Origin of the sequence: Streptomyces sp. Act143, assembly GCF_003143935.1 — a bacterium.
Classification (GTDB): Bacteria; Actinomycetota; Actinomycetes; order Streptomycetales; family Streptomycetaceae; genus Streptomyces.
In genome coordinates, this window is sequence record NZ_QFRX01000001.1 from 6,531,293 (window position 1) to 6,555,486 (window position 24,194).

Sequence of the window (24,194 nt, forward strand, 5' to 3'; positions counted from 1 at the left end):
TGCGCGGACCCAGACTTCAGGACGAGTGCCGCCACCGCCAGTGCCTGGACCGCCTGGACCGCCGTACCGGCCCTTCCGCCGCTACCCGGCGGCCGGTCGTGGGGAGCGGAGCACGAGCAGGGTGATCTCGCTGGGGGCGAAGATGCGGAAGGGCGGACCCCAGAAGCCGGTGCCGCGGCTGGTGTAGAGCAGGGTGCGCTCGCCGTGGTGGCTGAGGCCGGCGAGGGCGGGCTGGTCGAGGCCGACCAGGTGGTGGAAGGGCCAGATCTGGCCGCCGTGGGTGTGGCCGGAGAGCTGGAGGTCGACGCCCGAGGCGGCCGCCCGGTCGACGAACTTGGGCTGGTGGGCCAGGAGCAGAACCGGCAGTTCGGGGTCGGCGCCGTCCAGGGCCCCGGCGAGGTGGGCGCGGTGCCCGGCCAGGCCGGAGGATTCGGCGGTGACGTCGTCGACGCCGGCGACCACGAGGGTGTCGCCGCCGCGTTCGAGCAGCAGATGACGGTTGCGCAGCGGTTCCCAGCCCAGCTCGTCCATCAGGTCGACCCAGCCCTGGGCCTCGCTGTAGTACTCGTGGTTGCCGGTGACGTAGACCCGGGCCCGGGTGGCCCGCACGGTGCCCAGCGGGGCGGCCTGGGCGCGGCGGCGGGCGGCAGTGCCGTCCGCGATGTCGCCGGTGTGGCAGACGAGATCGGCCTCCAGGGTGTTCACCACCTCGCAGACCCGTGCCGACCAGCGGGCGCGGTCGAGGGGGCCGTAGTGCGTGTCGGTGATGAGGGCGACCCGGGTGCCGTCGAGCCCGGCTCCCAGGCGCGGAAGCGGCACGTCCAGTGCGCGCACGCGGGGCACGCGACGGGCCTCGGTGTACCCCCAGACGAGCAGTACGGCGGCCGTGCCGAGGACGGCCCAGGTCACGATGCGGGCCCGGTCCTGGCCGTCCCCCGCGCCGGCCACGGCCAGGGCCGGCCGCAGCAGGACGCCCAGCAGTACCGACCAGGTGAACAGGACCCAGCTGCTGCCCAGCAGGGTGACACCGAGGATCGCCCACCGGTCCTGCTGGCGCCGGCCGTGGCCGCGCACCATCGCGAGCGGCATGGTGATCAGACCGATGGCGAACAGGGCGGTGACGACCGCCGTGACGGGCAGCGGCCAGTGCTGCCCGGAGTACAGCAGCACCCAGCAGGGCACCGTCCACAGCAGGACGGGCGCGATCAAGGGGAGGTAGCGCGTCAGGCGGAGCAGCGGACTCCGGCGAGTCGTCTGCGCTGCGTCGTCCGCGGGGCGGGTGTCGCTGGTATCGGTCACGCTGCTCCTCTTGCCGTCCTGTCCGACACATGATGCCCGCTGCGGTGTCGGAGGGGGACGGCGGAGTCGTAGGAGCCGATCCGTAGCCGTGTCAGCGCGCGGTGTGGTGGCCCGCATCCGTGTCAGCCCGTGGTGCGGTGGCGGGTGGCGGAGTCGTGGGAAGCGGGCCGTGTTCGCGTCAGCGTGTTGTGCGGCGGCGGGCGGCGGTGACGAGGTCGCCGATGGTGGTGAGCTTGGTGCGCGGCCTGCCGTCGCTGTCCCCGAGGGCGCGTTCCGTCCGGTCGATGGCAGCCATGCCACGCGCGTCCACGACCTGCGGGGCCCGCCGTCGGGCCAGCCGCGCGAAGGCCTTGACCGGGGTCGTCGGCCGGGGCAGGGTGCCCTCGATCGCGTCGGCGATCAGCGTGCCCACCGTCTCCGCGGCGCAGGTGCGGTTGGCGCCGATGCCGCCCGACGAACCGCGTTTGATCCACCCCACGACGTAGGTGCCGGGCAGGCCCGTCACCCGCCCCCGTTCGTGCGGGACGGTCCCGGTCGCCTCGTCGAACGGGAGACCCGGCACCGGTGTTCCCCGGTAGCCGATGGCCCGCAGGACCATCGAGGCACGGAGCAGGACATCGCCGTCGCTGCCGGCCGCGCCGCCCGTGCCACTGACCCGCACGGCGCTCACCCGTCCGTCGGGAGCTGTGCCGCCGTCCCCGACGATCTCCCTCGGTGCGGAGTGGAAGCGCAGCACGATACGCCTGCCCTCACCCGGCGTTCGCGACCAGTCGACCTTCTCGCGCGGCACCTCCCGCAGCAGGGACGCGAGTTCACCCGGCGCGGCCGAGTCGATCGCGGCGCCCGCCCGGGGGTCGTGGTCGTCGATCACCAGCCGTACGCCCGGGAGTTGGGTGAGCGCGAGCAGTTCGGGCCGGGTGCAGGCCGCGTCCTCGGGGCCCCGGCGGCCCAGGAGTACGACCTCGCGCACGGCGGAGGCGCGCAGGGCCCGCAGGGCGTGGTCGGCGATGTCGGTGCCGGCCAGCCGCCCGGGGTCGCCGACGAGGATGCGGGCCACGTCGAGGGCCACGTTGCCGTTGCCGACCACGACGACACGCTCGGCGGACAGGTCGATCGCGTCCGGCGCGACATCGGGATGGCCGTTGTACCAGGCGACGAAGTCGGTCGCGGACACGCTGCCGGTGCGGTCCTCGCCGGGGATGCCCAGGCGCCGGTCGGCGGAAGCCCCGACCGCGTACACCACCGCGTCGTGGTGGGCGGCGAGTTCCTCCGCGCTGACCTGCTCCCCGACCCGCAGGCCGAGCAGCATCCGCACGCGGGGGTGGTCGTGGAAGCGGGCGAAGGTGTCGCCGATCTTCTTGGTCGCCGGGTGGTCGGGGGCGACGCCGTAGCGCACCAGCCCGCCGGCCACCGGCAGCCGGTCGATGAGCGTGACCTGGGCGTTGGTGTGCAGGAGCAGATCCTGGGCGGTGTACATGCCCGCAGGCCCGGTACCGACGACCGCGACCCGCAGCGGCCGGAAGTCGGCGGGCAGTGCGCGCTCGAACGAAGGCCGGTCCCAGGCATGGAAGTTGGGGCTGCCCGCGGCCGGCCCGGGGGCCGGGGTGCCGTCGTAGTAGGCGGCGTTGATCTCGGCGTACGCCTTCTGCGGGCCGGTCAGCCGGTCCACGGGGATGATGGCGTCCACCGGGCAGGCGTCCGCGCAGGCGCCGCAGTCGATGCAGGCCCGCGGGTCGACATGGAGCATCTCGGTGCTGCCGAACGCCCGCTCCTGCGGCGTGGGGTGGATGCAGTTGACCGGGCAGACGGCGACACAGGTGGCGTCGGCGCAGCAGGTCTGGGTGATCGCGTAGGTCATGGTGTCCGCTCTGCTCGGCAACGCTGCCGGGGGTCGGGTCAGATCAGGTGGGCACGCTTGTAGAAGGCCAGGGCGGGCTTGGTCAGCAGCCGGGCCGAGGCGAGGAACTCCATCAGGCCGGCGCAGCTGGAACGCAGCATCGCCTTGTGGTGCTCGTTGGCGCGGGCCTCGGCGACGGCCCGCTCGGAGTCCAGGCCTGCGTTGGCGTACACGGACTTGTTCACCATGCTCGTGACGATGACGTACGCCGCCACCGCGATCACGAACGCGTGGATCTGCCGGCGCACCCGGCCCGCCTTCGCCAGATGGCGGCGGGTCTCCTCGCGCGCGAACTTCATGTGGCGGGACTCCTCGACCACATGGATGTTGTTGATGGTCCTGACGAACGGCACGACCCGCTCGTCGCGCATCCAGTCGCGCTGCATGACGTCCAGGACCTCCTCGGCGACGAGGATCGCCGCGTAGGCGGCCTCGCCGAACGCCAGGGTCTTGAACGCCCTGCCCAGTTCGACCGCCACCCGGCGCGGCCGGTAGGCCGGGGCCCGGAGCTTCTTGGCGCCGCGGGCGAACATGATCGAGTGCCGGCACTCGTCCGCGATCTCGGTGAGGGCCCACTGGACGGCCTCGTCGGTCGGGTCCTTGGCGTAGACGTCCCGCAGGATCAGCTGCTGGAGGATCATCTCGAACCAGATGCCGGTGCTGGCGACCGAGGCGGCCTCCTGCCGGGTCAGCTCCTTGCGCTGCGCCTCGGTGAGCTCGGCCCAGTACGAGGTTCCGTACAGGGTGCTCCACTCGGGGCTCGTGCCGTGGAAGTCCTCGTCCAGGGGGGTCTCCCAGTCGACCTCGTTCAAGGGGTCGTAGGAGAGCTGCCGGGCCGAGTCGAGCAGTCGGCCGGCGATGTCCGCGGCCTGGACATCGTGCTCGGCTTCTGGCCGGACCGTGCTGCTTGCCATGCTCCCAACTCCTCAGTGTCGAGTGACGCGACGGCTCCGCCGTACGGGCGTGGATGCGGCGGCGCGGGGTCCGGCGGCCTCGTGAGGCCGTCGGGGCACCACGGGTCCCGGTGGCGCGCGGCCCCCGCTCGTTGTTAGACGGAACGTATAACAAGCACTCGTGCTGAGCCTACCCCTGAGTAAGTAAGAACCGTCGGGATGTTCTGTGAGCGGGGCGTTGTCAGTGGTGGATGCGACGCTGACCCGTATGGAATGGGCGGATTGGGCGCAGATCATGCGCGGTCGTGTCTACGGCGCCGATCACGAGGATGCCGGGCCCCGCCCGGACCGTGTCTACGCCGAACTGGTCGCGGGCCCGCTGGACGGGCTGCTGCTGGACATCACCGGCAGGCCCGGGGGCGAGCTGCGGGCGGGGGTGGAGCTGCGCACGGAGATAGGGGCCCACGGGCGGGGCGGCCGGGCGCGGTACGCACTGCGGGACGGGCCGGGCCGGTATCTGGACTGGCGGGGGGACACGCCGTGACCGGCGTGGGCGCCGGAGTGGGGCGGAGGGGGCGCCCGCGCGGACTGCGGCCCGCGTGCGGCGGCATGCCGGCCCCGTCCGCGCGGGATGTGCTCAGGCGCCCTTCGTCTCCAGTTCGCGCTTGAGGTTGCGCAGTGTCGTCTCGATGTTGCGGGCCTGGAAGGCGGCGAAAGTCCGGCCGGAAGTCGCCAGCCGGTCGAACGCGTTCGCCGCGAAGTCCGGCCACCGGCGCCGGTCGTCGGTCCAGATCTCCGTCACCCGGGTGCCGGCACCGACCGGCTCGAAGCGGTACTCCCAGGAGGCGATCGGCCCACGCAGCCAGGGCGTGCGGACCCCGATGGCGTGGACGCGGAAGGCGAACCGGCGGGCCGGCTCGGCCGCGGTGACGGTGCAGCGTGTCACCCACCTGAAGCGCCCGCGCTTGTTGCGTCCGGTGAAGGTGCCGCCCACGACCGCCGGGCCGCCCGCCGACGCCCCGGTCGTCCCCAGGTTCTCCGGGCTCCAGCGGCCCATGTCCTCGGGGCGGCTCACCGCCCGGTAGGCGACCTCGGGCGTCACGTCGATGACGATGCTGCTGCTCACGGTGAACACTCGGGCCACTGCGCTGCCTCCCACGGACGGATGACGACTCTGTTCGCAGCAGCCGCCGGTGCAGAAGCTACTGCTCGGTAGTGAGCATGCCATGAGACGCGCGGGGCGGGCACCGAGGCGTCCGCTTCGCGCGGACGGTCAGCGGACCATGCCCTTCACGACGGCCAGATCCTCTCCGGTCAACTCCGCGACGCGGTGGGCCGGTACGCCCGCCGCCAGGGCGCGGGTGAGCAGCGCGTCGCGCCCCTCGGTCCGGGAGCGGTAGTCGAGCAGTTCCTCCTCCAGCCGGGCGAGGTTCTCGGGCGCGAGATGGTGGCGGAGCCGGAGCAGCTCCTCTTCACCGAGCGGTACGGGGATCCGCTCGGCGTCCTCGGGGATGGCCGCCGTCTCCTCGGGCGGCAGCAGGCGTAGCTCCGGCGACGTCGCGGAGACGCCCTGGGCGTCCAGCCACGCCCGTACCGCGGGGGTCTCCATGCAAGCCGGTTCGCCGATGGCCGCGGGCGGTACGCCGAGGTTCGGAGCCGTGTCGTCGATCAGGACCAGGTAGGCGTCGTCGGTCATCCTCGGGTTCCTCACAGGTGAAGAAGGTTGCTGACGGCGGCACAGATACCCCCGGGCGGGCGTCTTACGTCCGGTGCGGGGTGTGTCGTGCCGGGCCTCTTGCGCTCGGTCCGGTGCGGGGTGTGTCGTGCCGGGCCTCTTGTGCTCGGTCCGGTGCGGGGTGTGTCGCGCCGGGCGTCTCGCGTCCGGTCCGGCCCGGGAGGTGCCTCGCGTCGGTCTGCTGTCGGCCCGTCCGCACGCACCCGGGGAGCCGCCCCGCCCTGTGCCCCGCTCGCCTCCCGAAGCAGAGGATCATGCTTTCGCGAGGCCTGGGTAGGCGCGGCCGACGACATTCCACAGCCGAGGAACGGAGACACCGTGCCGACGACACCGCCGCCCGCCGCTCACGCCCCGCATCCGGACCTCCAGCTCGCCGCGGGCTGGACGCACTGGTTCGGTGACCACACTGCCGCGCTGATCGAGATACCCCTGCGCATCGTGCTGATCATCGTGGTGCTCGCCGTGGTGCGCTGGCTGGCCGGGCGGGCCATCACCCGGATCGTGCGCCATGTGCTGGAGCCCGCGCCGGGGGAGGGCGAGTCCAGGCCGGCGAGGCGCCGCGGGCGCGGGCTGGCCGTGCTGCAACGGGACCGCTCCCGGGTCCGTCAGCGCCGCGAGCAGCGGGCCCGCACCATCGGCACGGTCCTCGGCAGCACGGTGACCATCATGCTGTCGCTGGTCGGCGTGGCCATGGTCCTCGACCAGGTGGGCATCGCGCTGGGCCCGTTGCTGGCCAGCGCCGGCGTGGTCGGTCTGGCGATCGGCTTCGGCGCGCAGAGCCTGGTCGCCGACTACCTCTCCGGTCTTCTCATCATGATCGAGGACCAGTACGGCGTCGGCGATTCCGTGGACCTCGGTGAGGCCGTGGGCGAGGTCGAGCACGTCGGCCTGCGGCTGACTCATGTGCGCGACCTCAACGGCGGTCTGTGGCACATCCGCAACGGAGAGATCCTGCGGGTCCGCAACGACAGCCAGGACTGGGCGCGCGCCGTCCTGGACGTCTCCGTCTCCCACACCGCCGATCTCACCACGGTGCAACGGGTGCTGGAGGAGACCGGCCGGGAGCTGCGCCGGGACCCGGCGATCGGGGACCTGCTCCTCGAAGACCCGTCCGTGTGGGGGGTGCAGTCCCTGGACGCGGACGGCATCGTCGTACGCCTCGCCGTGAAGACGGTGCCCCAGGAGCAGTGGGGCGTCACCCGCGAGCTGCGCCGCCGGGTGAAGGACGCCCTCGACGAGGCGGGCGTCGACATTCCGTTCCGGCAGCACACCGTCTGGCTGCGCACGGAGAACCCGGCTCACGCCTCGATGAATTGAACGTTTCAATTTCCCTTCCCGGTAAGGCTGCTAACGGTGAGCGGAGCCGCCGGTCAGTCGCAGAAGGCCTGGTCCAGGAAGGCGTCGACCGCGTCGTCGGCGTCGCCCCGGAAGTCGGGTGTGAGGGCGACCGTGACCTGACGTCGCCCGTCCTCCGTCGCGAACGACCAGGCCTGGTACGCCAGGGCATCGCCGTCGTTGCCGTACACCCGGACCCCGCACGAGGTGTCCTTCCAGGCCAGCCCCAGCCCGTAGTGCCTGTCCGGGACGCCCGGTGTCTTCATCTCGGCGAGGAGGTGATCCGGCAGCAGTCGGCCGTCGAGCAGGGCGGCGACGAACCGGTTGAGATCCTTCGTGGAGGAGATGATCTCGCCGCCCGCGCCCATCACGGAAGGGTTCATCTCCGTGTAGTCGACGAGGCTCGTTCCGTCGCCCTGCGCGATCGGCACATAGCCGTGGGGGTGGGGCCCGTCGAGGCGCGGCGACGTGCCCGGCAGCGAGGTGTCGCGCAACCCCAACGGCCGGATGATCCGGCGCTCGATCTCCGCACCGTACGTCCGTCCGGTCGCCTCCTCGATGACCTGGCCGAGCAGCAGGTAGCCGGTGTTCGAGTAGCTGTAGGCCGAACCCGGCGGTTCGAACGTCGGCGCGTGCACCACGGCGCGCTGCACCAGTTCGGCCGCCGTCCAGGTCCGCCAGCGGTTGGCCAGGAACTCCGGCCCGGGCGGCATCGGCAACGTGCGCAGGTAGTCGTACAGCCCGCTCGTGTGGTTGAGCAGCTGCCGCAGCGTGATGTGGTGGCCGTTCGGCGCGACACCTGGCAGCCACTTCTCGACCGTGTCGTCGAGCCGCAGCCGGCCCTCGTCGGCGAGTTGCAGGGCGACGGTGGAGACGAACGTCTTGGTGATGCTGCCCGCCCGGAACCTTCCGGCCGCCGGAACCGGTCGCGTCGTGTCCAGTTCGGCGACCCCGCTGACACCCCGCCACGTTCCGTCCGCGTCACGCACCTCCGCCAGCGCACCCACGGCTCCCGTGGCCACGACGCCGTCCAGCGAGTCCTGAAGCCCCGCCCGACCCCCGTCTCCCGGTGTCGCCGCGACCGCAGTCGGGGCCGCCAGTACCGCCACCGCCGCCAAAGCCGTCGTAGCGGTCAGCAGCGTCCGTCGCACGTGTCTCATCTCGACCTCGCCTCTCGGGCAGCGCATCAGTTTCGTCTCGTTCGGTACGCACTGAGCTTGCTGGAGGGGGGCGGGTCGCAGCGATGGGGGTGATCACCGTATCGGGCCGGGGGGTGCCCCTACCCTTCCGGGACATCCCGTAGGGCCGGGCCACGGTCCGCCCGTCCAGCCGATACGGTGCGCGCCGCCATGGCCGTGTCGATGCGGGGCAACCGTAGGGGCATGATGGTGATGCCCCCACGGCGCCTGCTGTCCCCGACGTTGTTGCTGCTGCTTGCACTGCCGTTCGCGAGTTCCTGCGACGACGGTGGTTCCGACGCCGCCCGGGCCGACAACGCACTGCGTGCGGCAGCGTCCGGGGACGAGGTGCTCATCAGCACCGACAACGGGCTGCGGCTGCGCCCGGCCGACGGCGACCACATCACCGTGGACGACCGGATCGACGCCCACTGGTCCCGCCACGACGACCGCTGGACCCTGGACCTGGGCTGCGCCGACCACGACGGCCACGGCTGTCCACGGATGCCGTACGTCACGATCCCCGACGGCGCGAAGGTCACTGTCACCGCCCGCAACGCCGGCATCGACGTGGTGGACGTGGCCGCCGCGTTGGACGTGACGACCGTCAACGGCGACGTGACGGTGACCCACTCCGGTCAGGACGACGCCCCGCTGCGCCTGTCCACCCGCAACGGATCGGTGCGCGCGTCCTCTGTCGAGGCCGACGGGTTGCGCGCGACCACCGTCAACGGCGATGTGGTGCTGCAGTGCGCCGCCGCGCCCACGGGCGTGACCGCGCGGACCGTCAACGGCTCGGTCGATGTCACCGTCCCCCGCGATGCCCCGGCCTACCACGTCACCATGGGCACCGACAACGGGCGCACCACGACCGATGTGCACGCCCAGGGCGCCGACCGAAACCGCCTGATGACCCTGTCCACGGTCAACGGTGACGTCACGGCCCGCCGGGACTGAGGCGTGACGGGCTGTCAGTTTCACGTGAAACACCCTGACGTGGTGTTTTAAAGTGACTGTCGCTCGTTTTTCCGCGACTCAGGGACCTGTGAGGGACACGCGAACCATGTCCACCGAAACGTTTGAGTTTCAGGTAGAGGCCCGTCAGCTGCTCCAGCTGATGATCCATTCGGTCTACTCGAACAAGGACGTCTTCTTGCGGGAGCTCGTCTCCAACGCCTCCGACGCGCTCGACAAGCTGCGCCTGGCCGCCCTGCGCGACGACGGCCTCGACGTGGACCTGTCCGACCTGCACATCCAGATCGACGTCGACCCGGAGGCCCGTACGCTCACCGTGCGGGACAACGGCATCGGGATGTCGTACGGCGAGGTCGGCACATTGATCGGCACGATCGCCAACTCCGGCACGGCCGCCCTCCTCAAGGAACTGGAGGAGGCCAAGGACGAGGCGGGTGCGGAGGGGCTGATCGGCCGGTTCGGCATCGGGTTCTACGCCGGATTCATGGTGGCCGACGAGATGACCCTGGTGACCCGGCGCCTGGGCGAGAGCAGCGGCACACGCTGGTCGTCCCGCGGCGAGGGCACCTACTCGCTGGAGAAGGTCGAGGAGGCGCCCCAGGGCACGTCCGTGACGCTCCACCTCAAGCCCGCCGACCCCGAGAACCAGCTGCACGACTACACCTCCACCTGGAAGATCAGGGAGATCGTCAAGCGGTACTCGGACTTCATCACCTGGCCGATCCGCCTCGTCCCGCAGGCCGGCGACGGCGAGGAGACGGCGGAGCCGGAGACGCTGAACTCGCGCAAGGCCCTGTGGGCGCGCTCGCGCGAGGAGGTCTCGGCGGACGAGTACCACGAGCTCTACAAGCACGTCAGCCACGACTGGCGCGACCCTCTGGAGACGATCCGGCTCCAGGCCGAGGGCACCTTCGAGTACCAGGCGCTGCTGTTCCTCCCGGCCCACGCCCCGCACGACCTGTTCACCCGGGACTTCCGGCGCGGTCTCCAGCTCTACGTCCGACGCGTGCTGATCATGGACGACTGCGAGGCGCTGCTGCCGCCGTACCTCCGCTTCGTCAAGGGCGTCGTCGACGCGCAGGACCTGTCGCTCAACGTCTCCCGGGAGATCCTCCAGCAGGACCGCCACATCAGGATGATCCAGCGACGGCTGACCAAGAAGGTCCTGTCGTCGGTCAAGGAGATGAAGGCCAACGACCCCGAGAAGTACGCCACGTTCTGGCGTGAGTTCGGCGCCGTGCTCAAGGAGGGACTGCTCGGCGACCCCGACAACCGCGATGCCATCCTCGCGGTCACGTCCTTCGTCAGCACCCATGAGGGGGACGAGCCGACGACGCTCCAGCAGTACATCGAGCGGATGAAGGACGGTCAGGAGCACATCTACTACCTGACCGGCGAGTCCCGGCAGAGCATCGAGAACTCCCCGCACATGGAGGTGTTCAAGGCCCGAGGCGTCGAGGTCCTGCTGCTGACCGACCCCGTCGACGAGGTGTGGGTCGACGCCGTGGGCGAGTTCGAGGGCAGGCAACTGCGGTCCGTCGCCAAGGGCGAGATCGACCTCGACGTCCAGGGCGGCGAACAGGAGGACAGCGCACGGCAGGAGCAGGACGAGAGCTACGCCGGTCTGCTGGAGTGGATGAAGGAGCAGCTGGGGGAGGAGGTCAAGGACGTCCGGCTGTCGACCCGCCTGACCGTCTCACCGGCGTGTGTCGTCTCCGACGCCCATGACCTCACGCCGGCGCTGGAGAACATGTACCGGGCGATGGGCCAGGAGGTGCCGGTCACCAAGCGGATCCTCGAACTCAACCCCGGTCACGCGCTCGTCCGCGGCCTGCAGCAGGCCTACGCGGAGCAGACGGGCCAGGAGGACCGGGCGGAGCTCGCCGAGACCGCCCAACTGCTGCACGGCCTCGCCGTCCTCGCGGAAGGCGGACAGCCCAAGGAGCCCGCCCGGTTCGTCAAACTGGTGGCGGAACGGCTGGAGCGCACGCTGCGCTGAGCGTGAGGCCGTCGGCGCGGCACGGCGGTTGTGCTCCCGACCGGGGCGCGGCCGCCGTTGTGGAGGAGTCACGGGGCTCCGCCACGGGCCCGGTGCGCCGCGCCGGGGGTCATTCGCTGCTGCGCAGGGCGACCCAGGTGCCGCGTGCCACCACCCCGTCGGCATCCAGGCCCCGGTCGCTCTGGAACTCCCGCACCGCGGCCTGGGTGCCGGTCCCGAACTCCCCGTCCCCGTCGGCGTTTCCCATGCTGTACCCGCGTTCGGTCAGCATGCACTGCACCTGCTGGACGCGTGCCCCGTTGTCACCGAGGCGGGTGCGTCCGCTGCCGGAGTAGTAGGTGCACTCGGAGAGCCAGGGGGCGGTGCCGCTGCCGGCGGACGGGGCGGCGGCGGACGCGGTGGGGGAGAGGGAGCCGACGGGGACGCCGGTGGGAGCGGCGACGCCGTCACGCGCGTCGGCGGCGCCGTCGGCGGAGCCCGGGACTTCGGACGGTGAAGCGGCGGCCCCGGTCCTGCCGTCGAGGTTCTCGTTCAAGGCACCGTCGACGTCCGGATGGGTCAGCCCGCTGGTGCCGGAGGGCACAGGGGCGGGCGAGCGGCCCCCGGGCACGGTTCCGACGGTGCTGTCGGCGCCGGCCTCCGGCGAGGAGGCGGCCGTCGGCCCTTCCTCAGGGATGCTCCAGTAGACCGCCGCAGCCAGCAGGCAGGCCGAGACCGAGGCGCCGGCGACCCATAACGGCCTCCGGCGCCGGGACGGGGTCACGGCCCGCTCCGGCGGCCCCGCTGGTGCCGTCCGCGGGTCGTCACCGCCCCGCGACGGGCCCGCCACGGCGGACGGGACAGGGTCCGTCGCCCGCGCGGACGGCACCGCGACGAGACCGGCGGACGATCGCAGGCGGGGCAGGTTCGCCACGGGCAGCCGGTGCAGCGCCTCGTACGCTTCCTGCCGGACCAGCAGCTGGCCGCCCAGCGGATCGGGCCAGACGGAAGGCACCGCACGCGCTTCGGCGGCGTCGATCAGCTCCCGCGGGGTGGGCCGCTGCGCGGGCTCCTTGGCCAGGCAGGCGGTCAGTAACCGGCCGAGCTCCGCGTCCGCCCCCGAGATCTCGCCGATCACCTCCGGGCGCGGCTCCTCGTACGCCACTCTGTGCATCACGTCGACGCCCGTGCCGTCGCCGAACGGCGCGCGCCCGGTCGCCGCGTAGACCAGCGTCCCGGCCAGCGAGAACACGTCGGAGGAGGTGTCCGACAGGCCCTCCCTGAGGTGCTCGGGCGACATGTACGCCGGGGTCCCGACGCGATTGCCGGTGCCGGTGATCGCACTCGCGTCGGCGGCCTTCGAAACACCGAAGTCGATCACATGGGCCCCCTGAACGGACAGCAGCACATTGGACGGCTTGAGGTCCCGGTGCACGATGCCGTCGGCAGCCAGCGCCGCCAGGGCCCGTCCGAGCTCGGCCACCAGGCGCCAGACGCCGGCCGTCGCCAAGGGGGCGTCCTCGCGTACGGTCTCGGCCAGGTCCAGGCCGGGAAGGTATTCCGTGGCCATCCACAGCAGGTCGTCGTCGAAGCCCGTCCCGCACAACCGAGGTGCGTACGGCATACGGAGCCGGGCGTGCACCGACGCTTCCCGCTCGAAGCGGCGCCGGAACCTGGGGTCCTCCGCGTACTCCGGCCGGATCACCTTGACGGCGACCAGACCGGGGCTGTCGTCCGCGGGGCGCGCGAGGTAGACGCGCCCCATACCGCCGCTGCCGAGCAGCGCCAGGGGCACATAGGGGCCGACCCGCCGCGGGTCGCCGAGTCGCAGGGGCGAGGCGCCCGTCCGCCGCAGCGCGGCAACCGTGTCGTCCGCCGGCTCCGACCGCTGTCCCGACAAGAAATCCCCCGAAGTCATGTTCGACATACGCCAGTTCACTCGTGGTGGAAGAGGAGGCTAACCCAGCCGAGCCGCACGTTCAGCGAATCGGCGACTTCGCCCCCGCCGGGTGCCGGTGCGGCGTCATCGAGTGTGCTGGTCGATCACTTCGCCCGGACGGGGCGGAGCGCGTCGTGACGACGAGTGAGGCGCCCGAGGAGGTCCGCGCGTCGTAGGCATCCTCTGCCTGCTCGAACCCCCCGCCAGCCGCAGGGCCCGGAGCGTGCCGGGCGGGGTCCCTGCTACCGGCCGGCGACCGGACCGGGCCTGTCCGGCCCGGTCCGGTCCGCGCGGCTCAGGCGCGCTTCAGCCGCAGCGTCACCAGCTCGAACGGGCGCAGCCGTACGTCGATCCGGTCGCCGTCCACGGCCGGCGCGGTCGCATCCGCGAGGGGGCGTTCCAGCAGGTCGGTGACGGCGACCGAGGCGACCGGGAACCCGGCCGTCAGCGTGGCCCGCGTCCGGCCGCCGTGCGCCTCGTGGAAGCGGACCACGACGTCCCCGCTGCCGTCGTCGGCCAGCTTCACGGCCGTCACCACCACCGCATCCTGATCCACCGTCACCAGCGGCGCCACCTCCGCGCCGCCGGTCAGCCGCCGTTCGGGCAGGTTGATCCGCCAGCCCTCGCGGACCGCGTCGCCGATCCCGGCGCCGGGCACCAGCGCGTGCCGGAACCGGTGCGCCCCCTGGTCGGTCTCCGGGTCGGGGAAGCGCGGGGCCCGCAGCAGCGACACCCGGAGCGTGGTCGTCGTACCGCCGTCGGCGCGGACCGTGCGGGTCACGTCGTGGCCGTACGTCGAGTCGTTGACCAGGGCCACGCCCCAGCCGGGCTCCTCCAGGTGGACGAAGCGGTGGTTGCACGCCTCGAACTTGGCCGCCTCCCACGAGGTGTTGGTGTGGGTGGGGCGGTGGAAGTGCCCGAACTGGGTCTCCGAGGCGTACCGTTCGGCGTGCACGTCGAACGGGAAGGCCAGCTTGAGGAACTTCTCCGTCTCGTGCCAGTCGACTTCCGTGTCGATGACCAGGCGGCGCTCCGCGGGCGCGAGCGTCAGCACCTGGGTGACACGGGAGTCACCGAAGGCCCGGACCACCCGCACCGACGCCCCGTCCTCCCCGGGCGTGACCGACTCGACGCCGGTCAGGTCGGTGACGGTGTTGCGGTAGAACTCGTCGACGTCCCAGGCGTCCCACATGTTCGGGAAGTCGGGGTGGAGCTGGAGAAGGTTGGCGGCCCGGCCCGGTGCGACCGTCTCGCGGGCGCCCTCGATGTCGTACGCCGACACCACCAGGCCCTGGGCGTCCACCTCGATCCGCAACAGGCCGTTGTCCAGCACGAACCCGCCCTCGCCGCGGGAGGTCAGCCGGGTCTCGCCGTCGGCCACCGGGGCCGCCACGGCACCGGCCGCGACGCCGTGCCGGCGGTGCGGCGCGGAGTTGAACAGCAGCTCGGCACTGCCCTCACCGGCCAGGGCGCGCTGGGCGGACTCGATGATCCCGTCGAGCTCGGCGGCGACGCGGTCGTACGTCGCCCGCGCCTCGCGGTGCACCCAGGCGATGGACGAGCCCGGCAGGATGTCGTGGAACTGGTGCAGCAGGACCGTCTTCCAGATGCGGTCCAACTCCTCGTAGGGGTAGGCGAATCCGGTGCGTACGGCCGCGGTCGCCGACCACAGCTCGGCCTCGCGCAGAAGGTGCTCGCTGCGCCGGTTGCCCTGCTTGGTCCTGGCCTGGCTGGTGAGGGTGGCGCGGTGGAGTTCCAGGTACAACTCGCCCACCCAGACCGGCGGCTCGGGGTACTCGGCCTCGGCCTGCGCGAAGAACGCCGCCGGGGTCTCCCACACCACCGTCGGGGAGCCCTCCAGGTTCCGCACCCGGGCCGCCTTCGCGACCATCTCCCGGGTGGTGCCGCCGCCCCCGTCGCCCCACCCGGTCGGTGCGAGGGAGTGCCGGGCGCGGCCCTTGTCCTTGAAGTTCTTCTCCGCGTGGGCGAGTTCGCTGCCCTTCATGGAGCAGTTGTAGGTGTCGACGGGCGGGAAGTGGGTGAAGATCCGGGTGCCGTCGATGCCCTCCCAACGGAAGGTGTGGTGCGGGAACTTGTTCGTCTGCGACCACGAGATCTTCTGCGTCAGCAGGTACTTCGACCCGGCTGCCTTGATGATCTGCGGCAGGCCCGCGGCGAAGCCGAAGGTGTCCGGCAGCCACGCCTCGTCGTTCTCGATACCGAACTCGTCGAGGAAGAACCGCTTGCCGTGCACGAACTGCCGGGCCATCGCCTCCGAGCCAGGCATGTTGGTGTCCGACTCCACCCACATGCCGCCCGCCGGTACGAACCGCCCGTCGGCCACCGCCTTCTTCACCCGCGCCCACACCTCGGGACGGTGCTCCTTCACCCACGCCCACTGCTGGGCCTGGGACATGGCGAAGACGAAGTCCGGCTCGTCCTCCAGCAGCGCGGTCATGTTGGAGGTCGTACGGGCCACCTTGCGGACCGTCTCGCGCAGCGGCCACAGCCACGCCGAGTCGATGTGCGCGTGGCCGACGGCGCTGATGCGGTGCGCCGAGGGGACGGCCGGCGTCGCCAGCACCTGTTCCAGCTCGGCGCGGGCGCGGGCCGCCGTGCCGCCCACGTCCTGGAGGTCGACGGCGTCCAGGGCCCGTTCGACGGCGCGCAGGACGTCGTAGCGGCGGGCGGAGTCCACCGGCAGTTCGGCCATCAGCTCGCCGAGCACCTCCAGGTCGATCACCAGCTGCCACACCGTCTTGTCGAAGACGGCGAGGTCCATGCGCGTCAGGGTGTACTGCGGCTGGTCGCCCGCGGTCTCCTTGTCGCCCAACTGCGTGGGCAGGAAGGGGTGGTAGTCGAGGATGACGGGGTTGGAGGCGGCCTCGACGTGCAGCCGCACCTCCTCGCCGCCCTCGACCGGCGCACCGATCCGCACCCACTGGTTGCGCGGGTTGAGGCCCTTCACCGGGGTGCCGTCGGGCCGGTAGACCAGGCCCTCGCACTGGAAGCCGGGCATGTTCTCGTCGAAGCCGAGGTCGAGCAGGGCCTCGACGGTCCGGCCGGCCCACGCCTCGGGCACGGTCCCGGTGACCAGGAACCAGCTGGTGCCCCACGGCGCGCCCCAGCGTGCGCCGACGGCGATCGGCTTGGGTTCGGCCGCCAGCCCTTCGGCGACCGGCACCGGCTTGCCGGGGGCGTGCCAGACCGCCACGTCCAGGGGCACGGACTCGGGGTGGACGGCGGGGCGGATGCGTTCGTCGAGGACGCGCTTGAGCCGGGCCTCGACCAGGGTGCGGTCGTCATGCATGCGGGGTGCTCCGTAGGTCGTACGTCAGCGGGTGGTTGTCAGCGTGGGGCGGTCGTGGCGTTCAGGCGAGGGTGCCCGGCCGCGGGGCGGGGAGCACCTGCTCGGCCGTGACGACCTCGGTGATGCCGCGGGCGCGCAGATGGTGCTCGTCGTCGGCGCGGACGTCGAGGACGGTGGTGGGCCGGGCGCCGTCGGCGGTCAGCCGGAAGAACGCCTCGTACACGTATCCGCCCGGGGCGAGCGCGGCGCGCAGTGCGGGATCGGCGGGCACCGTCAGGGCGGTGGTGCGCGGCGCGGGCCGCGGCACACCGCTGCGGGCGGCGGCGGCCAGCGCCTCGGCCGTGTCCTTGGGCCGCCGGTCGTTGGTGAGCAGACCCAGGGAGTATTCGAGTTCGGGGAAGTCGGCGAGGTCGCGGGACACGTCGTGGGAGCACCACCAGGTGATGCCCCACAGGTCGGGGCAGTCCAGCGCGTGGGCGATGGTGGCCTCGGTGAAGGCGGCGGCGTGCTCGGCCGGGATCAGCGGCGCGGGCGCGCCGACCTCCTGCAACCAGACCGGCCGGTGCGGCTCCTCGGCCCAGGCCTTGCTCAGTTCGACGAGGTAGGCCGCGTGGTGCTCGGTCGGCACGGAGGTGCGGCCGTAGCGCTGGGCGGTGCCGTTGAACACCCAGGAGTGCACGGCGGTGACCGTTCCGCGCCGGGCGGCCTGCGCCGGGGTGAAGGGCTGGTCGGGCTGGTACCAGGTGGCGTCGTACTCGGCGTGCAGGTGCAGCCGGCCGGGTGCGCCCTCCTCGCAGGCGGCGAGCATGCGCTCCAGCCAGGCGTCGACCTGTTCGGGCGTGGCCCGGTCGGGGTCGGGGTGCGGGCCGGCGGAGAACTGGTTGATCTCGTTGCCCAGGGTCATGCCGATGAAGTTGGGCCGGTCGGCGAGGGCGGCGGCCAGGGTGCGCAGGTAGGCGGCCTGGCCGTCGAGGACGTCCGGGTCGGTGAAGAGGTTGCGCCGGTGCCAGGTCTGCGTCCAGGCCGGCAGGAAGTCGAAGCTCGACAGGTGTCCCTGGAGGCCGTCCACGTTGACGTCCAGACCGCGTTCGGCCGCCGCGTCGGCGAGCGCGACGAGCTGCTCCACCGCGCGCGGGCGGATCAGGGCGCGGTTGGGCTGGAAGTACGGCCACAGCGGGAAGACGCGGACGTGGTCCAGGCCGAGCGCGGCGATGGAGTCCAGGTCGGCGCGGACGGAGTCCAGGTCGAAGTCGAGCCAGTGGTGGAACCACCCTTCGCTGGGGGTGTAGTTGACGCCGAAGCGCACGGCAGGGGGCATGCGGTTGTCCTTGAACTGGGGGGTGGCGTGGCGCGGTGGAACGGGTGCGGCTCAGCCCTTGACGGCGCCCTCGCCGACTCCGCGGAAGAAGTACCGCTGGAGGCAGGCGAAGAGGACGATGAGCGGGGCGACGGCGATGATCGTGCCCGCGGCGACCAGGCGCTGGTCGTTGGCGAAGGTGCCGTGCAGGTAGTTGAGGCCGATGGTCAGGGTGAACTTGGACGGGTCGTTGAGCACGATGAGCGGCCAGAGGAAGTCGTCCCAGGCGCCCATGAAGGCGAAGATGGCGACCACGGCGAGGGTGCCCTTCACCGACGGCAGCGCGATGTAGCAGAAGCGCTGCCAGACGTTGGCGCCGTCGACGTAGGCCGCCTCCTCCACCTCGTGGGGCAGATTGAGGAAGGCGTTGCGCATCAGCAGTACGTTCAGGGAGCTGACGCAGCTGGGCAGGATCACCCCGATGAGGGTGTTGTTCAGGCCCAGCTCCCGCATGGTCGTGAACTGGGCGATGATGATGCTCTCCACGGGCACGAGCATCGCCAGCACGAACACCAGGGTGAGCGCGCGCCGGCCCGCGAACCGCAGCCGGGCCATGGCGTAGCCGGCCAGCGCCGAGCCGACACAGTTGGTGACCACACTGGCGACGGCGACCTTCAGCGAGTTCAGGACGTAGTCCCAGACGGGGATGGTGTCGGCGACCCGCGTGTAGTTGTGCAGGGTGGGGTGTTCGGGCAGGAAGGACGGCGTGGAGCTGTAGATGTCCTCCGTCGGCCCCTTCAGCGACGTCGACAGCTGCCACAGGAACGGGCCGATGGTCAAGGCCAGGACCGCGAGCAGCAGCACGTAGCGCACCATCAGCTCCCACGCCCGGACCGGCCGCCCGTCGCGGTCGGTGCGCCCGGACCGGCGCACGGGTACGGTCGCCGGTCGCTCGGGACGCGTTTTCTCCGTCACGCTCATGACTCGTCCTTCCGGTCGGCGCGCAGGACCAGCAGCATCAGGACCACGGTGATCACGAAGACCACCAGGGAGATGGCGGAGGCGTAGCCGACCCGGCCGCTGAGGCCGGTGCCGGTGCGCTCGACCAGCATGATCAGGGTGGTGTCCTCGCCGGCCGGGCCGCCGTCGGGCCCGGCCATCAGGTAGACCTCGGAGAACACCTTGAACGCGGCGACCGAGGACAGTGCCGCGACCAGGACCATGGTCGAGCGCAGGGCGGGCACGGTGACGGTGAGGAACCGGCGCACCGGGCCCGCGCCGTCGACGGCGGCGGCCTCGTGCAGCTCGCGCGGCACGTTGGCCAGCGCCGCCAGATAGATGATCATGTAGTAGCCGAGGCCCTTCCACACGGTGACCGTCATGGCGCTGATCAGCAGCAGCCACTGGTCGCTGAGGAAACCGACCGGACCGGCACCGAGCTTGCCCAGCAGCGAGTTGACCAGGCCCCGTTCGTCCAGCAGCCACACCCAGATCAGGCCCACCACGACGATCGAGGCGACGACCGGGGTGTAGAAGGCGGACCGGAAGAAGGCGATGCCCGGGATGTTCTTCTCCACCAGCAGCGCGAGCAGCAGCGGCAGCACGACGAGCGCGGGGACGACCCCGACGACGTACAGTGCGCTGTTGCGCAGGGCGATCCAGAACATGTCGTCGTGGAGCAGCTCGCGGAAGTTGGCGAGGCCCACGAAGCGGCCCGGGAGCAGTGTGCGGCGGTCGGTGAAGGAGTTGACCACCGTCGAGACGAACGGCCACAGGATGAACGCGGCGATCACGGCCAGTCCGGGTGCGGCGAACAGCCAGGGGCTGGTCGGCAGTTGACGCCGTACCCGGGTGCCGGACGGAACAGTGGAACGGGCCATGACGAATCAGCCCTGCTGGAGCAGCTGGTCGCAGGCCTTGACAGCGTTGTCAAGAGCTTCCTTGGGGCTCTCCTTGCCCTGGAGAGCCTTGGCGACCTCGTTGCGCAGCGCCGTCTTCATCTGGTCGCTGAAGAGCACCGGTGTGTAATTGACCGCCGTCTGCAGCGACTTGGCGGCGGCCACCCGCACCCGGGTCTCGTCGGTGCCGTCCTCCTTGGTGAAGTAGGGGTCGTCCAGCGAGCCCTTGGTGCTGGGGAAGATGGCGACCTGCTTCGCGAACGCCATCTGGTTCTCGGCGTCGGTGACGAAGTGGGCGAAGGCGACCGCGGCCGGCTTCTGCTGGGACTGGGCGTTCACCATGATGTTCTGCACGTACATGTTGACGTGGCCGGTGCTGGTGATCTGGTCCGTGATGCCGATGTTCTTGTACAGGGTCGGCGCCTGGGTCTTGAAGTTCTTCAGGTCCAGCGCGCTGCCGGGGTTCATGGCCACGGCGCCGGTGAGGAACTTCTGGCCGGAGGACTCCGGGGTGGCGGTGAGGGCCTGCGGGTCGAGGGCCTTGGCGTCGTACAACTCCTTGTACTTGCCGAGCAGTTCGACGCCCTTCGCGTCGTTGAAGGAGAAGGCGGTGCCCTGCTTGTTCATCAACGGGACGCCGTAGCGGCCGAAGTCCTCGATGGTGGGCACGTTGGCGAGGGTGGCGACCTTGCCGTCGGTCCTCTTGGCTATCTCCAGGCCGTCCGTGAACAGTTCGGCGTACGTCTTCGGCGGCTGGTCCGGGTTGAGGCCGGCCTCCTTGAACAGGGCCTTGTTGTAGAACAGCGGGCCGGTGTTGAGGTACCAGGGGAAGGCGTAGGTGCCGCTCAGGCCGGGCATCTGGCTGCTGGCCCAGGCGCCGGGCAGGTACTCGCCCTTGTACTTCGCCGCCGCCTTGTCCTTGTCCAGGTCCATGGCGAGGCCGGCCTTGGCGAGCGGGGCGGCCAGGTCGGGGGAGACGTTGACGACGTCGGGGAGCGTGCCGCCGGCCGCCTGCGCGCTGAGTTTGTCGGCGTAGCCCTCGGCGGGCTGGTCGACCCACTTCACGTGGGTGCCCGGGTACTGCTTCTCGAAGTCGGAGATCACGCCCTCGAAGTACGACTTGAAGTTCGCCCTCAGATTCCAGGTCTGGAAGGTGATGTCGCCCTGGACCTTGCCCGAGGCGTCGCCCGACGAACTGTCGTCACCGGAACCACAGGCACTCAGGGGAAGCAGGACCGCGGCGGTGGCAGCGGTGGCGAGGATTCTGCGGGAGATGCGCACGGCTGAAGGCTCCTTTACACGGCGGGTCACGGCGACGATGTCGGCCACGGGTACAGGGGCAGACCTTGCATCCTTCTCCGGGAAAAAGTCAATGGATTCAGAGCGTAAGGTCACCGAGGGATACCTAAAGTCCAGGTCAGAGTGGGTGCTGCGTTAGCAACTCGGCTGATCGCTAATGCGCTTTAGTGGGTCTCAGCTCAAGCGCATTAGTGTGTTAGGGTGGCGGTACGTGCCGGAAGCTGTCGCGGAATGGGGGAAGCGGTGACAGGCAAGCGTTCGCCCGCACGTCGGCCGACGATGAAGGACATTGCCCAGCGCGCCGGGGTGTCCGAGAGCGCGGTCTCCTTCGCGCTGAACGACCGTCCGGGCGTCTCGGAGGTCACCCGTGCGCGGGTGCGCCGGGTGGCCGAGCAGCTCGGCTGGCGGCCCAGCACCGCGGCACGCCAGCTGTCCGGCGAGGGCGCCGCCACGGTCGGCTTCGTCCTGGCCAGGCCCGCGCACACCCTCGGCGTCGACTCCTTCTTCCTCCAACTCGTCTCCGGTATCCAGGAGGTGCTGTCCGAACGGCACCTGGGGCTGTTGTTCCAGGTGGTCGACGACATCGAGGACGAGTGCGCCGTCTACCGCCGGTGGTGGGCCGAGCACCGGGTCGACGGGGTCCTCATGGTCGACCCGCGCACCGACGACCCCCGGCCCGGCCTCCTCGACGAACTCGGCCTGCCCGCCGTGGTGATCGGCGGCGCCCCGGAGGCCTCCCATGCCGCGCTGTCCACGGTGTGGGCGGACGACGTCGCCGCGATGCGGGTGGTCGTGGACGAGCTGTACGCGCTCGGCCACCGCCGCATCCTGCACATCGCGGGCCTGCCCGGACTCGCCCACACGCAGCGCCGGGTGGAGAGCCTGCGGGCCGAGGCGGAGCGGCGTGGCCTGGGTGAGGTCCGCTCGGTGACGACCGACTACTCCGACGCGCAGAGCGCGGCCGTCACCCGCGAGGTGCTCGGCGAGCCGGCCGCACCGACCGCGCTGATCTACGACAACGACGTGATGGCGGTGGCCGGTGTCGCCGCGGCCGCCGAGCTGGGCTTCGCGGTGCCGGCCGACGTGTCGGTGGTGGCCTGGGAGGACTCGGCGCTGTGCCGCATGGTCCGGCCGGGACTGTCCGCGCTCTCCCGCGACAGCGTCGCCTTCGGCCGTACCGCGGCCAAGGGCCTGCTCGCCCTGCTGGACGGGGCCCCGGCCCGGACGGTGGGGGTGCCGCTGCCGCAGCTCATCGTGCGGGAGTCGACAGGGGTGGCGCGCGGCTGACGAAGTGCACGCCTCGGGGCATCACATCTCTCAAAAGAATGACTTAAGTTCACATACCTGATCCATAGATCCCACTCTTGGTGAGCATCGAGGGATTTTGTTCGAGGTTGTGAACCGAAGTTCTGTCAGTGGGCTTGTCAGCCCCTTCGGCTCCCCCTATCGTCTGCCGCCAGTAAGCGCTTTCCCCGGTGCTGGGAACACCCGGAGAGTCGACCGTCGCGCGAGCCGCCGCGACGTGTGTGTTCCCGCGGCCGCACCTGTGTACCACCCGCGAGACGCAGCACGGTGAACTCAGGAGGCGAAGATGAAAAGACCCGTCGCACTGCGACTGTCCGCAGCGTCGGCCGCGTTGGCCCTGTCGGCCGCCGTCGGCGTGGCCCTGTCGGTCGCGACGCCGGAGGCGTCGGCGGCGACCGGCACCGCCACCGGCTACGCCACCCAGAACGGCGGCACCACCGGCGGGGCCGGGGGAACCACCGTCAAGGCCACCACCGGGACCCAGATCCACCAGGCCCTGTGCAGCCGGGCCAGCAGCAGCACCCCGATCACCATCCAGGTCGAGGGCACCATCAACCACGCCAACACCAGCAAGGTGTCCGGCGACAGCTGCAACACCGCCGACGGCGTGATCGAGCTCAAGCAGATCAGCAACGTCACGATCGTCGGCGTCGGCAACGGTGCCGTCTTCGACCAACTGGGCATCCACGTAAGGGAGTCCAGCAACATCATCATCCAGAACGTGACCGTCCAGAACGTCAAGAAGTCAGGCTCGCCCACCTCCAACGGCGGCGACGCCATCGGCATGGAGACGGACGTCCGCAACGTCTGGGTCGACCACGTCTCGCTCATCGCCTCCGGCGGCGAATCCGAGGGCTACGACGGGCTCTTCGACCTGAAGGACAACACCCAGTACGTCACCCTCTCGTACAGCACGCTGCGCAACTCGGGCCGCGGCGGACTCATCAACTCCAGTGACAGCAACGTCAGCAGCAGCTACGTCACGTTCCACCACAACCTGTACGAGAACATCGACTCGCGCGCCCCCCTGCTGCGCGGCGGCACGGCCCACATGTACAACAACTACTACGTGAGCCTGAACGAGTCGGGCATCAACTCCCGCGTCGGCGCCAAGGCGAAGGTCGACAACAACTACTTCAAGGACTCCAAGGACGTCCTCGGCACCTTCTACACCGACCTCGCCGGGTACTGGCAGGTCAGCGGCAACATCTTCGACAACGTGACCTGGTCCGCCCCCGGCGCCGAGAACAACCCGGCCGGTCCCGACCCGGTCTCCAACACCACGGTCTCCATTCCGTACGCCTACACCCTCGACCAGGCCTCGTGCGTCCCCGACATCGTGAGCCGCACGGCGGGCGCCACCACCGGCCTGAAGGTGTCGGACGGCAACTGCACGGCGCAGACGCCGACTTCGACCCCGACGACCACCCCGACGGCCACGCCCACCACCACACCCACGGCGACCCCGACCTCGCCCACCGGCACCAACCTCAGCATCGGCGCCGGCTCCGACGGCTCCAGCAAGGCCGACGGCACCAGCTACGGCAACGTCCGCGACGGCGACATGAGCACGTACTGGTCGCCGAGCGGCTCGACCGGTTCCATCTCCGTCAAGTGGGGCTCGGCCACCACGGTGTCCAGCATTAACATCCGTGAGGCCGCCGGAGCGACCGGCGCCATCGGCACCTGGCGGGTCCTGAACGCCGGTACGGGAGCCGTCCTGGCCTCCGGCAGCGGCGCGGGCGTCATCACCTTCCCGAAGACCTCACTGACGAAGATCACCTTCGAGATCACCGGGGCCACCGGCACACCGAGGGTGGCCGAGTTCGAGACCTACGCCTAGGTGTACTGATCAC

The 24,194-nt window shown here is 71.0% G+C and carries 18 protein-coding genes; 6 read left to right on the top strand and 12 right to left on the bottom strand.

The annotated features are described in order from the left end of the window. Positions 1-81: 81 nt before the first annotated feature. The 3 genes from DI272_RS29920 to DI272_RS29930 all read right to left on the bottom strand — a co-directional run bounded on the left by DI272_RS29920 (position 82) and on the right by DI272_RS29930 (position 4,110). On the bottom strand, positions 82-1,299 hold the full coding sequence (locus tag DI272_RS29920) for a metallophosphoesterase (RefSeq protein ID WP_109498313.1): 1,218 nt from the start codon (positions 1,297-1,299) through the stop codon (positions 82-84). Between the two features lie 178 nt (positions 1,300-1,477). Further along, positions 1,478-3,157 (bottom strand): FAD-dependent oxidoreductase, encoded by a 1,680-nt coding sequence (locus DI272_RS29925; protein ID WP_109498314.1) that lies wholly within the window; start codon positions 3,155-3,157, stop codon positions 1,478-1,480. 38 nt (positions 3,158-3,195) lie between these two features. Further along, positions 3,196-4,110, bottom strand: coding sequence for a diiron oxygenase (locus DI272_RS29930; RefSeq protein ID WP_109498315.1), 915 nt, complete (start codon positions 4,108-4,110; stop codon positions 3,196-3,198). A gap of 247 nt (positions 4,111-4,357) precedes the next feature. Between DI272_RS29930 and DI272_RS29935 the strand changes: the two genes are divergently transcribed. Further along, positions 4,358-4,633, top strand: a complete 276-nt coding sequence (locus DI272_RS29935) for a hypothetical protein (RefSeq protein ID WP_109501114.1) — start codon at positions 4,358-4,360, stop codon at positions 4,631-4,633. A 93-nt stretch (positions 4,634-4,726) separates the two neighbouring features. Here the strand turns inward: DI272_RS29935 and DI272_RS29940 are convergent, their stop codons facing one another. Both DI272_RS29940 and DI272_RS29945 read right to left on the bottom strand, forming a co-directional pair. Then, entirely contained in the window at positions 4,727-5,233 is a 507-nt protein-coding gene (locus DI272_RS29940) for an SRPBCC family protein (protein ID WP_109498316.1), read from the bottom strand. A gap of 129 nt (positions 5,234-5,362) precedes the next feature. Then, the gene (locus tag DI272_RS29945; protein ID WP_109498317.1) at positions 5,363-5,785 is read right to left on the bottom strand and encodes a DUF6003 family protein; all 423 of its coding nucleotides are present in this window, start codon (positions 5,783-5,785) and stop codon (positions 5,363-5,365) included. A 357-nt stretch (positions 5,786-6,142) separates the two neighbouring features. Between DI272_RS29945 and DI272_RS29950 the strand changes: the two genes are divergently transcribed. Next, positions 6,143-7,141 carry a mechanosensitive ion channel family protein gene (locus DI272_RS29950; RefSeq protein WP_109498318.1) on the top strand — a complete coding sequence of 333 codons (999 nt, stop codon included), beginning with the start codon at positions 6,143-6,145 and terminating at the stop codon, positions 7,139-7,141. A 53-nt stretch (positions 7,142-7,194) separates the two neighbouring features. On the opposite strand, the gene DI272_RS29955 is transcribed toward DI272_RS29950, so the two are convergent. Further along, the gene (locus tag DI272_RS29955) at positions 7,195-8,319 is read right to left on the bottom strand and encodes a serine hydrolase (RefSeq protein ID WP_109501115.1); all 1,125 of its coding nucleotides are present in this window, start codon (positions 8,317-8,319) and stop codon (positions 7,195-7,197) included. Positions 8,320-8,541: 222 nt separating this feature from the next. Between DI272_RS29955 and DI272_RS29960 the strand changes: the two genes are divergently transcribed. Both DI272_RS29960 and htpG read left to right on the top strand, forming a co-directional pair. Continuing rightward, a complete protein-coding gene (locus DI272_RS29960; protein WP_109501116.1) occupies positions 8,542-9,294 on the top strand; it encodes a DUF4097 family beta strand repeat-containing protein in 753 nt (250 codons plus the stop codon). A 106-nt stretch (positions 9,295-9,400) separates the two neighbouring features. Beyond that, complete coding sequence (gene htpG, locus DI272_RS29965; RefSeq protein ID WP_109498319.1) at positions 9,401-11,311, top strand: molecular chaperone HtpG; 1,911 nt, start codon at positions 9,401-9,403, stop codon at positions 11,309-11,311. A gap of 109 nt (positions 11,312-11,420) precedes the next feature. Here htpG and DI272_RS29970 read toward each other — a convergent pair whose 3' ends face one another. From DI272_RS29970 to DI272_RS29995, 6 genes are all read right to left on the bottom strand, one after another. Beyond that, complete coding sequence (locus DI272_RS29970) at positions 11,421-13,208, bottom strand: serine/threonine-protein kinase (protein ID WP_109501117.1); 1,788 nt, start codon at positions 13,206-13,208, stop codon at positions 11,421-11,423. A gap of 316 nt (positions 13,209-13,524) precedes the next feature. After that, the gene (locus tag DI272_RS29975) at positions 13,525-16,539 is read right to left on the bottom strand and encodes a glycoside hydrolase family 38 C-terminal domain-containing protein (RefSeq protein WP_109498320.1); all 3,015 of its coding nucleotides are present in this window, start codon (positions 16,537-16,539) and stop codon (positions 13,525-13,527) included. Between the two features lie 61 nt (positions 16,540-16,600). After that, positions 16,601-17,857 (bottom strand): glycosyl hydrolase, encoded by a 1,257-nt coding sequence (locus tag DI272_RS29980; protein ID WP_109498321.1) that lies wholly within the window; start codon positions 17,855-17,857, stop codon positions 16,601-16,603. Between the two features lie 51 nt (positions 17,858-17,908). Next, positions 17,909-18,817: a carbohydrate ABC transporter permease gene (locus tag DI272_RS29985; RefSeq protein WP_109498322.1), complete on the bottom strand. Its 909-nt coding sequence runs from the start codon at positions 18,815-18,817 to the stop codon at positions 17,909-17,911. After that, entirely contained in the window at positions 18,814-19,716 is a 903-nt protein-coding gene (locus DI272_RS29990; RefSeq protein ID WP_109498323.1) for a carbohydrate ABC transporter permease, read from the bottom strand. Before DI272_RS29990 ends, DI272_RS29985 begins: the two co-directional genes overlap by 4 nt. A 6-nt stretch (positions 19,717-19,722) precedes the next feature. Next, a complete protein-coding gene (locus DI272_RS29995; protein ID WP_109498324.1) occupies positions 19,723-21,015 on the bottom strand; it encodes a sugar ABC transporter substrate-binding protein in 1,293 nt (430 codons plus the stop codon). Positions 21,016-21,312: 297 nt separating this feature from the next. On the opposite strand from DI272_RS29995, the gene DI272_RS30000 reads away from it, so the two are divergent. Then, positions 21,313-22,320 (top strand): LacI family DNA-binding transcriptional regulator, encoded by a 1,008-nt coding sequence (locus DI272_RS30000; RefSeq protein WP_181387353.1) that lies wholly within the window; start codon positions 21,313-21,315, stop codon positions 22,318-22,320. 304 nt (positions 22,321-22,624) lie between these two features. Next, on the top strand, positions 22,625-24,181 hold the full coding sequence (locus DI272_RS30005; protein WP_109498326.1) for a polysaccharide lyase family 1 protein: 1,557 nt from the start codon (positions 22,625-22,627) through the stop codon (positions 24,179-24,181). Positions 24,182-24,194 lie beyond the last annotated feature (13 nt).